At 68.5% G+C, this 12,158-nt stretch carries 10 protein-coding genes; 4 read left to right on the forward strand and 6 right to left on the reverse strand.

Annotated elements, in window-relative coordinates:
- Positions 1-8: 8 nt before the first annotated feature.
- A complete protein-coding gene (locus tag HV824_RS05850; RefSeq protein ID WP_368670952.1) occupies positions 9-1,868 on the reverse strand; it encodes a hypothetical protein in 1,860 nt (619 codons plus the stop codon).
- A gap of 55 nt (positions 1,869-1,923) precedes the next feature.
- On the opposite strand from HV824_RS05850, the gene HV824_RS05855 reads away from it, so the two are divergent.
- Positions 1,924-2,607, forward strand: coding sequence for a hypothetical protein (locus HV824_RS05855; protein ID WP_217917132.1), 684 nt, complete (start codon positions 1,924-1,926; stop codon positions 2,605-2,607).
- Positions 2,608-2,626: 19 nt separating this feature from the next.
- Here the strand turns inward: HV824_RS05855 and HV824_RS05860 are convergent, their stop codons facing one another.
- From HV824_RS05860 to HV824_RS05870, 3 genes are all read right to left on the reverse strand, one after another.
- Positions 2,627-3,958 carry a DUF418 domain-containing protein gene (locus tag HV824_RS05860; protein ID WP_176418378.1) on the reverse strand — a complete coding sequence of 444 codons (1,332 nt, stop codon included), beginning with the start codon at positions 3,956-3,958 and terminating at the stop codon, positions 2,627-2,629.
- Positions 3,959-4,052: 94 nt separating this feature from the next.
- Entirely contained in the window at positions 4,053-4,685 is a 633-nt protein-coding gene (gene nth, locus HV824_RS05865) for an endonuclease III (RefSeq protein ID WP_176418377.1), read from the reverse strand.
- Between the two features lie 129 nt (positions 4,686-4,814).
- Complete coding sequence (locus tag HV824_RS05870; RefSeq protein ID WP_176422860.1) at positions 4,815-5,702, reverse strand: LysR family transcriptional regulator; 888 nt, start codon at positions 5,700-5,702, stop codon at positions 4,815-4,817.
- Between the two features lie 119 nt (positions 5,703-5,821).
- On the opposite strand from HV824_RS05870, the gene HV824_RS05875 reads away from it, so the two are divergent.
- Positions 5,822-6,226 (forward strand): RidA family protein, encoded by a 405-nt coding sequence (locus HV824_RS05875; protein WP_176422861.1) that lies wholly within the window; start codon positions 5,822-5,824, stop codon positions 6,224-6,226.
- A gap of 37 nt (positions 6,227-6,263) precedes the next feature.
- Here the strand turns inward: HV824_RS05875 and eutB are convergent, their stop codons facing one another.
- Positions 6,264-8,588 (reverse strand): ethanolamine ammonia-lyase subunit EutB, encoded by a 2,325-nt coding sequence (gene eutB / locus HV824_RS05880; protein WP_176422862.1) that lies wholly within the window; start codon positions 8,586-8,588, stop codon positions 6,264-6,266.
- Positions 8,589-8,838: 250 nt separating this feature from the next.
- On the opposite strand from eutB, the gene HV824_RS05885 reads away from it, so the two are divergent.
- Positions 8,839-9,732 carry a 1,4-dihydroxy-2-naphthoyl-CoA synthase gene (locus HV824_RS05885; RefSeq protein WP_176418372.1) on the forward strand — a complete coding sequence of 298 codons (894 nt, stop codon included), beginning with the start codon at positions 8,839-8,841 and terminating at the stop codon, positions 9,730-9,732.
- A 516-nt stretch (positions 9,733-10,248) separates the two neighbouring features.
- On the opposite strand, the gene HV824_RS05890 is transcribed toward HV824_RS05885, so the two are convergent.
- Positions 10,249-10,923 (reverse strand): hemolysin III family protein, encoded by a 675-nt coding sequence (locus HV824_RS05890; protein ID WP_255207799.1) that lies wholly within the window; start codon positions 10,921-10,923, stop codon positions 10,249-10,251.
- A 254-nt stretch (positions 10,924-11,177) separates the two neighbouring features.
- Between HV824_RS05890 and HV824_RS05895 the strand changes: the two genes are divergently transcribed.
- Entirely contained in the window at positions 11,178-12,113 is a 936-nt protein-coding gene (locus HV824_RS05895; protein WP_255207800.1) for a hypothetical protein, read from the forward strand.
- Positions 12,114-12,158 lie beyond the last annotated feature (45 nt).

A 12,158-nucleotide genomic window follows, 5' to 3' on the forward strand; every position in this document is an offset into this window, starting at 1 on the left:
GAAAGTGCTCACTGCTCGCGCAGGGGGAAACTCCAGGCTGTCGCGCGCGTCAGGTAGGGCTGCTGAGACTTGAGCTCTGCGACGTACGTCCCGGACGATTGGGCCGTGAAGGTCTGGTTCTCCGTTCCCGCCTCGTACGCCAGGGGGGCCTGCGCGCCATGGGGATCCAGGATTCGGAGGGTCGTTCTGCTGCCACTCACGACGTAGCTCCGGCCCGCCTCCAACTCGAAGGAGAGGACGTCCACGTCCGAGCCCAGCTCGAAGACGCCGGCCGTGCTCATGGGAACGGCCTGCGGCGTGGCGTGTCCAGCGTCGTCACCGTGGTCATCCGTGCTCGTCGGGTCCAACCGGAAGGTGAAGGTGTAGGGAGTCGACCTCGCGCTGACGATGAACGTGACGAGCCCCGAAGTCAGCGTATGGACGTGCCACAAGCCGTCCTCGGCCTTCAGCATGTAGAGGGGGGCGCCGGAGGTGCGCGTCGTCAGCGTACAGTCCCGGGTGCAGGACAGCCGGTAGAACACATTCGCGTCGAGCGGAACCGAGATGGCGTCCAGGTCCGGCACCTTGTGGATGAGCCCGGTGACGGTCTCCCCTACGTCGGCGAGGGTCGCCGTCTGGGGCGTGTCGCCATGGTCATCCATCCCCAAGTCGTCGACCCGCATCTCGATGTCGCTCCCCCAGGATGGATTCGGCAGCAAGTGCACGTAATACGTCCCCGTCGCCGCCGCTTCATGGACGATTCGGTTCCACTGCGTCTCCGCCAGCGTTTCGCCGTCCGCGTCCGTGAGTTTGAAGCGCCGCTCATACACGGCGGGGAGGAAGCGGAGGTCGTAGATGTGTCCCGCGGTGGCGAAGAAGGAGAAGACGTCCGCGTCGTTGGGGCCGTGGAGTCGTACGGCCATGGGGCTTCCCACCGTCAGCGGCGTCGCCCCCTGAAGCGCATTGGCGTGGTCATCCTGGCCCAGGTCGTCCAACTGGCACTGGGTGGCCAGGGTCGCGTCGAAGCTGCTGTAGACCCTGACGAACCAGGTGTTCGCGTCCGGGCGCAGCTGGCCCGCGCTGACGCGTGACGCGTCCCTCGTCACCCCATTCACCGGGGTGCCCTCGGCGTCCATGAGGTGCACCGAGACACTCTGGCTCTCGCAGGAGAACCGGAAGCCCTGGTTCGGCTCGGTGCGGAAGGTGAAGACATCCGCGTCATCCTGGAACTCGAGGGCGAGCGGGAAGGGGGTGTTCATCAGCGCGAGCGGCGTCGCCGTGGCGAGCGTATCGCCGTGCGAGTCCCGGCCCAGGTCCTCCAATCGGTACGCATACGTCCCCGAGGCACCGCTGCCTTCCGGGGCGGCCACGGTGATGAACCGCGGGGCCTCCTCCGTGGAGACGAACTCCACGCGGGTGCCTTCATTCGTCTGGAGGGACCACGTCCGCACCTCGCGCCCCGATGTCTCTACGAGGCGCACGTCCACGGAGGCCAGCGTTCCGGACCGGACGATGATGCGATAGCCGTGCCCAGCCGCGGTGGGCATGGCGAAGACGTCCCGGTCCGCCTTCGCTCGGAAGGGCGGGTGGATGATGCCCTCTTGGAAGTCCACCGAAGGGGCCAACGCCGTGGCGGTCTCCGGGGTGTCACCATGGTCGTCCGACTGCCGGTAACCGACGATGGCGCAGGTGAGGCCCGCGGCCTGCTCCCAGGCGCCGCAGCGGCAGACGGGCGCGCTGTTTTCGGCGACGCAGCGCCCCGCGCTGCATTCCACGTTGGCACAGACGCGTGCGTCCTCTTCAGCGGAGGGGCCACCACAGGCGGCGAAGAGGCCAACGGCCATCAGCGCGAGCAGGGGCGTGAGGTTGTCGGAGCGATTTCGGGGCACTGGGAAACCTCGGATTGACGCCGGTCGAGCGACCGTCATAACCGAACGCGTGCCCATGCAAACGCTCTCTCGTCCCGCCGCGCGGACCCTGGTCTTGCTGTCACTCCTGGTGTCGTGGCCGACCTTCGCGCAGCAGCCCGAGGAGCGGGACCCGGGCTTTCCTCGCTGGCTCGCCCTCTCCGCGCGAGGGGGCTACCTCATGCCGGGCGGGCGCATGGACGGCGCCGCTGAGCCGCTCTATTTGTATGAGGTCTACAAGGGGCTCTTGGCCGCTATCGTGGAGCCCACCATCCGGCTCGGCTCCAGCATCGAGGTGGGACCCTGGGCCCAGTTCTCCCATGCGCAGATGCGCATTCGCTGCTCCGCTGAGCGGGCGTGCAAAGGCAGCAACCTGCGCTTCGGCCTCCAGGGGAACTACCACTGGAACCCATCGGGACCCATCGACCTCTGGTCGGGGGTGGCACTTGGATACGATACGAGCTCGTTCTCGGTGCCCGCGGCGGAAGTTACCTACTCGGGGCCTGACGTCACGCTCCAGGCCGGGTTCGACAAGAACTTCGGCGGGAACTTCTGGGCCGGGCTCTTCGTCACCGGCACAGGTGGCCAGTACAACAAGCTGGAGGTGCGCCTGCTCAATGGCGCGGGGAGCGAAAGCCTCCGCGAGCGCGCCTTCCATCTGTGGCTCGGCTTCGGTTTCCGGGTGAGGGTGGCCGTTCCTCACCCGGCGGCCACGAACTGACGTCGCCAGGTCGAGCCCGTCACGCCGCCAGGGGCGCGGGCGGTGGGGCGGACACGGCGCGCCGCATGGGCTGTGCCTTTCCGTACGTCAAAGAGCGCCACGCCCACTCCACGGGCCCGAAGCGGAAGCGTGACAGCCACAGGTGGCTCCACAGCACCTGGACGCAGAAGACGCCCACGCAGATGACGACGCACGCGAACGGTCCCCTCTTGCCCGCCTGTCCCAGGCCATAGCCGTAGAAGATGAGCAGGCTGATGACCGTCTGCGCCAGGTAGTTCGTCAGCGCCATGCGCCCGGCGGGCGCGAGCAGCCCCAGCGCCCGCTGCCAGGTGGCGCGCTGGAAGAGCAGGGTGATGCCCGCCACGTACACGCCCGCGAGCCCCACCTGTGCCAGGTTGCGCAGCGGCGCGAGCACCAGGGGCAGCCACACGGGCATCGTCTCCGGCGTGAGCACCTTGTTCTGCATGAGCACCGTCACCGCCAGGCCGGGCGCGGAGCCCACCACCGCGGCCACCAGCCCCCAGCCGAGCAGGCGACGAAAGAACCCCAGGTGCGCGGGGACGTCCTGGAAGATGCCGCGTCGTCCCGCCCAGAGCCCGAGCGCGAAGCGGCCCAGACAGGTCAGCAGTCCGGACAGCATCATCAAGAAGAACTCATCGCGGTAGAACCCGGCGCTGGTCTTCGTCACCTCCCACCAGCTCCCCCCGGTGATGGCCGTCAGCATCCGCGCTTGAAGGGCGGTGGACTTCTCGCGGGCCGCGGCCATGGCCGCGGCACCGGCCTCGGGTGACTCCGCCAGGAGCTGCGGCAGCCGAAAGAGGAGGTTCGTGAGCACCGGCAACAGCAATACGAGCACCGCCGCGATGATGAGCACCGTCCGGTCCGAACGCCGCCGCAGGAGCAGCAGGGCGAAGCCCATCAGCGCATACGAGGAGAGGATGTCGCCGTACCAGAGCAGGAACAGGTGCAGGACACCCAACACCAGCAAGACGGTCAGCCGCCTCGCGTAGAGCGGGACGAACCCGCCACCGCGCGCTTCGGCCCGGCCGAGCTGCACCGCGAAGCCCAGGCCGAAGAGGAAGGCGAACAGGGTGATGAACTTCCCGGAGACCAGCACCTCGAAGGCATACCGGGTGACGGTGTCCAGGAGCGAGGCATTGGCGATGGACGCCTCGGCTTGTTCCCGGGGCAGGAACACCCTGCCGCTGAACCACATCTGCACGTTGGAGATGAGGATGCCGAAGAGCGCGAAGCCACGCAGCGCGTCGAGCAGCTCCAGTCGCTCACCCGCCTCGACTGGGCGGGCTTCGGCGAGCGGCGCGGATGCAGCGGAGGAAGGGGCGGTGGGCATGATGGCGTAACAACGTCATACAGCGACCGCCATTGCGAATTCCTTCGCTTTTGATGCGTGTCTTTCCGCGTCCCAGAAGCGGACAGGGATTGGGTTACACGCCGATACGCGGACATACATCCTTCACGAGGCAGTCATCGCATTTCGGTTTCTTTGCGGTGCAGGTGTAACGCCCATGGAGGACGGTGGCGGGGCCAAAGAAGGTCCACTGTTCCTGGGGCACCAGCTTCATCAGGTCTTCTTCAATCGCCTCGGGTTTGTCTTTCTTCGTCAGGCCCAGGCGCTGGCTGACGCGCGCCACGTGTGTGTCGACGATGATGCCGGACGGGAGATTGAAGGCGGTGTTGAGGACGACGTTGGCCGTCTTCCGCGCCACGCCTGGGAGCGTCACCAGCTCGGCGATGGTGCGGGGGACTTCACCGCCGAACGTGTCGAGCAGCGCGCGGCTCATGGCCTGCACGGACTTCGTCTTCTGCTTGAAGAAGCCGGTGGGCTTGAGGTCCTCCTCCAGCGCGGCGGTGTCCGCGTCGGCGAAGGCCTGGGGACCTGGGTACTTGGGAAAGACAGTGGCGGTGACGCGGTTGACGCGCTCGTCGGTGCACTGCGCGGCCAGGATGGTGGCGACGAGCAGCTCGAAGGGTGTGGACCAGTTGAGTTCGTAGCGCGCATCCGGATGGGCTTCACGGAGGCGCTCGAGGAGGAGGGCGGCTTTCTCGGCGGGATTCATGGTGGCGTGAGTGAGCGCCACCCTACCTGGAGCGTCTGACAGGAGCCACGGTGAGTTGGGGGTCGCGCCCGGCGAACTCGTCCGGTGCGAAGGTGCGGAGTGTGAGTGTTGGCCACCTTTGCGGTGGCGCTACGACGCGACCAGCAGGTCAATGAAGCGCCGCACCTTGGCTGGCAGGTGACGCCTGCTCGGGTAGAACGCCATGATGCGGACGACCTCCGTCTCGCATGACGGCAGCAGCGCCTTGAGCCGTCCACGCGCCAGGTCCTCGCCGACCAGGAAGGCGGGAAGAAAGGCGATGCCCAGTCCGGCGACCGCCGCGTCCCGGAGGGCCTCGCCACTGTCGAGCCGAAGGCGGCTTCGTCCCTCCACCGTCGCATAGGCGCCCCCCTTCGGGCGCAGTCGCCAGCGCTGCCGGCGCGACCGGCTGCTGAAGAGCAGGCAATCATGCGTCGCGAGCTCCTCCAGCGTCTGGGGTTCGCCGCGCGCGGCCAGGTAGGAGGGGGCGGCGCAGACGAACACCCGATGCTGCGCCACGAGCCGGGACACCAGCCGCGTGTCGGTGCTGGTCACATTGATGCGCACGGCCAGGTCGTAGCCCTCCTCGATGATGTCCGCGACGCGGTCGGTGAAGCTCACCTCCACCTGCACGTCAGGCCAGGTCTGCAGATATTTCTTCAGCACAGGCAGGACATGCAGTCTGCCGAATGCGTCGGGCACGGTGATCCGCAAGACGCCCCGGGGCGTGCCCGTGCGATCTCCAACGCTGGCTTCCGCTTCATCCAAAGCCGCCAGGACCTGCTGGCAATGCTCATGGAAGACACGGCCATCGTCGGTGAGGCTCACGTGGCGCGTCGTGCGATTGAGCAGGCGCACCCCGAGCCGTGATTCCAGCCGGGCCAGGGCCTTGCCCGCCGCGGAGCGCGTCAGCCCGATGGCCCGGCCACCGCCGACGAAGCTGCCCGCGTCCACGACAGCCATGAAGGCGAAGATCTCATCCAGGTGGGCGCGTTTCATGGCGGACGCTCGATTGTAGCCCTCGGGTCGCTGGAGTGGGGAACGCCGTTCGTCAGTGGGCTCGGTATACGCATCCGGCAATCGCTCCGTTCCTCAACCCCGCCATTTGGAGAGCACCCATGCCTGTCACCCTGATGAACCCCGAAGGAATGATGAAGCCCGACGTGTACCGACAGGTGGCGATCGCCATTGGCAGCCGGCAGGTGCACATCGCCGGGCAGGTCGCGTACGACGCGGATGGGCAGCTCGTCGCACGCGGGGACCTGGCTGGGCAGGTGGCGCAGGCCTACCGCAACGTCGCCATCGCCCTCGCGGCGGCCGGGGCGACGTTCAACGACGTCGTTCGACTGACGATCTACGTGGTCGACTGGAAGCACGAGCGGATGCCCGACTTCCTGGCCGGCATCGAGCAGGTCTCCAAGGAGTTGAACATCGCGCCGGCGCCAGCCTCGCTGATTGGCGTCTGTGTACTCTTCGAGCCGGGCGTCCTCGTCGAGATTGAAGCCACCGCGGTCGTGGACTGACCCGCGCACGAGCGCCGCGCGCCGTCGCCCCCGGACGTCACCCGCCCAGGGGCGCCATCTGCTGGAGCAGCCGCACGGTCTCCGGCGCGGCCAGTGTGGGCGCATACGCCGTGAGCGCGACCCCGGACACCACGCGGGTGATGTTGTGGTCCACCTTTCCAGCCTGGGACCAGACCGCCCCGGGCGGCGCGGTGATGTACGCGGAGAAGGTGTGGTGCCCTGTACCGGGCCGCTCGCCAATGACGTGGATGAGGGCCCGGCGACGGGCCGCGTCCTCCAGGCCCGCGTACAACGCCTCGCCCACGCGGTAGCCCGCGCGAACGCGCCCGGACGTGAGCACCAGATGCTCCGGCGCGGGCTGGTACCCCGCGTCAATCAGCGCCGCGCGCAGCGCCTCCAGATAGGGCGCGAGTTGTCCCTCGTCCATGATGGCCAGCGCGTTGAGTCCATCGGACACCATCAACTGCACGTCATACCGTCCCGCGTGCCGTGTCCTCAGCGCGCGCACGACCTCCAGCGACGCGGCATCGAGCTGCTCTCCGGTCTCCGGATGAAGGATGTACTCCGTCCGGTCTTGCGACTTCGACACCAGCCGCACGCCCTCCGGCACGGTGGTGATGAACGCGGGCGTCAGCTCCGTCCACAGGCTCTTCTTCGAGTCCGCATAGACACGGCGCAGCTCCGCGTCCAGCGTGGGCTCCAGGTCCCAGGGGTGCGCGCCGTATCCACGCGCCATGGGCACGCCGCGCGCGCGAATCGCGGAAAGCTGCTGCTCCGCGTCCGCCCGGATATCCGCCTCCGGCCGGGCATCGCCCTTCGCGCGCAGGTACTGGAGGTAGACCCAGATCGGATCTCCGAAGTGAGAGGTGGGTTTCCCCTGTGCGTCGATGACGCCCAGGCGCTGGAAGAAGGCCCACATCCGGTCATCCACCTTGTAGCCGAACTGCTCGCGGACGCGGACGTGGTCCTGGAACCCGGTGGTGAGGTAGCCCAGCATCGGGTCGTTCTTCGTGGGCAGCGCCATGAGGTACGCCGGATTCGCCGGCATGATGCGCTCGATGCACCAGTCCAGGTCGTCCAGTGACACGTCCATGTGCAGCGTGGAGCAGATGTCCAGGCCGATGGTGAGCCCGTGCAGCTTGCCCATGGCGATGTCTTCCAGGCAGCAGCGCACCAGTTGCTCGCGGGTGCGGAACACCTCCGGTCCAATGAAGCCCGCCACGTCGTTGAGGTGCACCCACGGCGCCGCGCCCTGCCGCGCACGGGCCACGCGTTGGGACAGGGCCCTCGCGAAGCCGTACTTGCGCGACTCATGGAGGACCATGTCGTAGCCATGGCCGTGGCCGTTGGTGAAGTCCGCGCCCTGGCCCGTCTCGAAGTAGAGCCCATAGGGGCCGGTGCGCGCGTCCGCATAGGCGAGCATCTTCTCCACGGAGATGTCGAAGGTCGCGTTGGCGCTGTCGCTGCCCGCGATGCTCTGGAACCAGACGCCCGTGGTGCCGGGCTGCCGCCGCTCCACCTCCGCCTGCACGTCGATATGGGACAGCACGCAGTGGGGCAGCACGTCCGTCAGCCCGAAGGTCACCAGCACCTCGAGCAGCGCGGACTCGATGGCGGCCACGGACTCCGGCGAGGAGGACACCGGGTTGCACCCGAGCACCACGTCGCCCACCGCGTATGAGAAGCCGTCGAACACCTGCCAGCGGATGTCGTCCACGTTGTCGGTGGGCGAGTTGGGCTGGATGCGCGCTCCCATGTAGCCGCGCGCGCCCACGTTGCTGCCCGGCAGCGGGTTGAACACCTTTCTTCCCAGCGCGATGAGCTCCGCGTCGCTCATCAACTTGACGACGCAGCCAATGGCGTCGCTGCCCAGGCCGGGACTGATGGCATGAATGGCGGCCTCGTCGGACTCCAGCAGGAATCGCCGCAGCCGTCCCAGCGTCCAGTCCGCCGTCCGCGCCGTCGCCTGAGGGTCCTCGGCCTCCAGGCTCAGCGCGTGCAACGCGTCCTGGAGCAATGGGTGTCGCCGCACGTCCGCCAGCCGCGTGTGCCCCAAGAGCCTGCGCGCATTCGCACGCGAGTGCTCATCCGCGGCGGCGACGCCCACCAGCGAGTCGCCTTCCTTGAAGGTATTGGCCGCGCCCAGCACCTGCTTGTAGAGCGTGTCGTCGAAGCCGCCCCGGAGCCGCTGGACGTAGCCGAAGACGTCCTCGCCCGACTTCACGTCGGGGATGTAGACGCCCTCCGGCGTGGGGGTGGGCGTCGGCTTTCTCCGGCAGCCCAGGACGGAGGCGGCCGCGCCTCCCACCATCGCGGTCAGCACTGCGCGCCGGTGCAGCAGGAACCTCGGGTCCAGGTGCATGGTTCTCCCTCGCTCAGGACTCACCTGGCGGCAGGGAACACCCGTCTTCCCGCCGCGCACAAGCAGGGCCCTGGCGCTGCCGCGTGTCGCTGTAGGGCGCCCAACGGAGCGCTACGGCTGGGGTCTGAGCACTCCCGCGAGGTTCGGACAATTGGCCCCCGTGCGGGCTGCGCGCGCATCCCTGGACGGGCGCTGCCGCTGCGCCTAGGGTCCGCGCGCATCCACTTCTCTCCCCCCGAGTGAGAACACCATGGTCTCGGACATCTTCAATCCAGCGCGCTGGAAGGCCGTCGAGGGCTTCAAGTGCAAGGACATCACCTTCCACCGCGCGGTGGACCAGGGCACGGTCCGCATCGCGTTCAACCGCCCCGAGGTGCGCAACGCCTTCCGGCCTCGCACCGTGGACGAGCTGTCCCGGGCGCTGGAGGCCACGCGCTTCATGACGGACGTGGGGTGCGTGCTGATCACCGGCAACGGGCCGTCGCCCAAGGATGGCGGTTGGGCCTTCTGCTCCGGCGGTGACCAGCGCATCCGCGGCAAGGACGGCTACAAGTACGAAGGCGAGGAGGGCGAGTCCGACCCCGCGCGCCTGGGCCGGCTCCACATCCTGGAGGTCCAGCGGCAGATTCGTTTCCTGCCCAAGGCCGTCATCGCCGTGGTGCCGGGCTGGGCCGTGGGGGGTGGGCACAGCCTCCACGTCGTCTGTGACATGACCATCGCCAGCAAGGAGCACGCGGTGTTCAAGCAGACGGACGCGGACGTGGCGTCCTTCGACGCGGGCTACGGTTCGGCGCTGCTGGCGCGGCAGATTGGCCAGAAGCGGGCGCGGGAGATCTTCTTCGTGGGCGCCAACTACTCGGCGGAGGAGGCCTTCCAGATGGGCATGGTCAACGCCGTGGTGCCCCACGCGCAGCTGGAGGAGTTCGCGCTGGAGTGGGCCGCGGAGATCAACACGAAGAGCCCCACGGCGATCAAGATGCTGAAGTACGCGTTCAACCTGCCCGACGACGGACTGGTGGGCCAGCAGCTCTTCGCGGGCGAGGCCACGCGCCTGGCCTACGGCACCGACGAGGCGCAGGAAGGCCGCGACGCCTTCGTCCAGAAGCGCAAGCGCGACTTCAAGCGCTTCCCCTGGTCCTACTGAAACGGCGGACGCCGAGGCGGCGCGGACGCCCTGGCCATACCCATCCAGGGTGATGGTCGGCGGAGGGGGCCTCGTGTTCTAGGCATCTTCCATGCCGAACCTCTCCGCGTCCCTCCTCGTCGCGCTCGCGAGCCTGGCGCTGGGCTGCTCCAGCGGCGCCACGGGCCCTGTCAGCCGTCGCGCAACCTCCGCGCCCGCTCCGGCTTCCACCACGGCGTGTCTCGACACCACCTCATGTTGCCTCCAGCGTCATCCGACGCAACCTGAGCTGTGCGGCCTCTCCGCCTCGGAAGCTGTCGTCTACCTGTCGGAAATCCGGGCCGTGACGAAGGAGCGCGAGGTGAATCGGGACGACGGCGCGAATGCCGGATGGAAGCGGCGCTGCGTGGACACCCATGCCCATTGCAGGGAGGCGGGGAGGGGACGATGGGCGGGAGACTGCTACGCCTGTTTCGTCCGCTGCGAGCGCGAGCGGGAATGGCCCTACGCCAGCTGTCACCGGAGATAGCGCTGGCGTCAGGCGCCGCCCACGATGTCCAGGATGACGGCGTAGTGCACGCCCGCCGCGGCCACGACGAGCAGGTGGAAGATTTCGTGGTAGCCGAAGACGGTGGGAATCGGGTCGGGCCAGCGGCGCGCGTAGATGACCGCGCCCACGGCGTAGAGCACGCCGCCCAGCACGAGCCACGCGACGCGCCCGGAGCCAATCACCTCCGGCAGTCGCAGCATCACCGGCGCGGCCACGGCGCCCAGCGCGACGTAGAGCGCGGAGCGCAGCCCCCGCGAGGTGTGCACCCCCATGAGCGTGAGGCCCGCGCCCGTCAGCGCGGCGACCCACATCAACCAGAGCAGATACCGGCTGGTGTCACCCGTGGTGTCCAGCGTGGCCATGGGGGTGAATGAGCCCGCGATGAGGATGTAGATGGCCGCGTGGTCGAAGCGCTGGATGCGCCGGTACGCGTCCATGCCCCAGGTGAAGCGGTGGTAGGTGGCGCTCACGCCGAACATCAGCACCAGGCTGCCGCCGAACACCAGGTCGGCCACGTATTGGGGGCCGCGCGCCGGCAGCAGCGCCAACTGGATGCACCCGAGCAGCGCCGCCACGAAGGCCACGGCGTGGGACACGCCTCGCAGCCGGGGCTTGACGCTCTCGATGAGGAGCAGGGTATCGGTGCCATCTGGGGACGACATGGACTGCTCGTAATCATTGAAGGTCATCACCGCGTCAGCGCGCGGTACGTCTCGTCCACCTTCTGACGCCCGGGGCGCCCGAGCGTCCAGCGCCGCGCGATAAAATCGCTTGCTGGTATCGAGGTCCGGGAGGCGCGGATGGACGTGATCGAACAGCCGGCCCTCGTGGAACGCCCTGAGGCTCCTCCACGGTGGTATGCCGCACTGTCCCCAAGCGGTGCGTAGGGAGGCGCGGGGCTGACATGAAACCTCACATGCTGACCTTCTTTTGCGAGCTGGAGGCGGAGCCTCTGCGCGAGCTGTTCGCCACTGCTGGCGTCGTGGAGGACCTGGCGGCGCTGGAGGCCGGGGTGAGCCTGGGCCTGCTCGACCTGGGGCCGGAGCGGGCGCAGGTGGTCCAGCGGCTGAACCGGGTGGGCATCCCCGTCACGGCGTGGCTGCTGCTGCCCGACGACGAGGGCTACTGGTTCCATGCGGGCAACGTGGCGCAGGCCACGGCGCGCTACGAGGACTTCCAGGCCTGGACGGCCGAGCACGGCTTGACGTGGGAGGGCGTGGGGCTGGACATCGAGCCGGACCTCCGCGAGCTGCGGCGGTGGATGGAGGGCGGGTGGCGGCAGCTGGGCGAAATCCTGCCCAGGCTCGTGCAGGGGCGCCGCGTCCGGGACGCGCGGGCAGGGTACGCGCGGCTGATGGAGCGCATCCGCGCGGACGGCTACCGGGTGGATGCCTACCAGTTCCCCATCATCGTGGACGAGCGGGAGTCGCGCTCCACGCTGGTGCAGCGGCTGGCGGGCGTGCTCGACCTGCCGGCGGACCGGGAGGTCCTCATGCTCTACACCAGCTTCCTGCGGCCCTACGGCCCCTCCGTGCTCTGGAGCTACGGGCCCGGAAGTCAGTCCCTGGCGGTGGGCGTCACGGGCGGCGGCGTGGAGCTGCCCGGCGCCTTCGCCGCGAAGCCCCTGGATTGGACGGAGTTCTCGCGCGACCTGCGTCTGGCGGTGCGCTGGACGCATGACCTCCACGTCTTCAGCCTGGAGGGCTGCGTCCAGCAGGGCTTCTTGAACCGGCTCCGCACCTTTGACTGGGATGCGCCCGTCACCCCGCCAGCGACCGCGGCGCGCCGCGTGGATGCCGTCCGGCGCGCGGCCCGGCTGCTCCTCCGCACGAGCGCCTGGGTCCTTCGTTGAAGGACGGACGGACAGCCCGGTAGCCGCCGTGCGTCATCACCGTGT

The organism is Myxococcus sp. AM009 (assembly GCF_013372605.1).
In the GTDB taxonomy this organism is placed as follows: domain Bacteria; phylum Myxococcota; class Myxococcia; order Myxococcales; family Myxococcaceae; genus Myxococcus; species Myxococcus vastator.

Bases quoted from the DNA above. Each gene is read 5' to 3' on its own strand.
- HV824_RS05855 (WP_217917132.1), top strand. From the start codon at position 1,924: ATGCAAACGCTCTCTCGTCCCGCCGCGCGGACCCTGGTCTTGCTGTCA.
- HV824_RS05860 (WP_176418378.1), bottom strand. From the start codon at position 3,958: ATGCCCACCGCCCCTTCCTCCGCTGCATCCGCGCCGCTCGCCGAAGCC.
- nth (WP_176418377.1), bottom strand. From the start codon at position 4,685: ATGAATCCCGCCGAGAAAGCCGCCCTCCTCCTCGAGCGCCTCCGTGAA.
- HV824_RS05870 (WP_176422860.1), bottom strand. From the start codon at position 5,702: ATGAAACGCGCCCACCTGGATGAGATCTTCGCCTTCATGGCTGTCGTG.
- HV824_RS05875 (WP_176422861.1), top strand. From the start codon at position 5,822: ATGCCTGTCACCCTGATGAACCCCGAAGGAATGATGAAGCCCGACGTG.
- eutB (WP_176422862.1), bottom strand. From the start codon at position 8,588: ATGCACCTGGACCCGAGGTTCCTGCTGCACCGGCGCGCAGTGCTGACC.
- HV824_RS05885 (WP_176418372.1), top strand. From the start codon at position 8,839: ATGGTCTCGGACATCTTCAATCCAGCGCGCTGGAAGGCCGTCGAGGGC.
- HV824_RS05890 (WP_255207799.1), bottom strand. From the start codon at position 10,923: ATGTCGTCCCCAGATGGCACCGATACCCTGCTCCTCATCGAGAGCGTC.
- HV824_RS05895 (WP_255207800.1), top strand. From the start codon at position 11,178: ATGCTGACCTTCTTTTGCGAGCTGGAGGCGGAGCCTCTGCGCGAGCTG.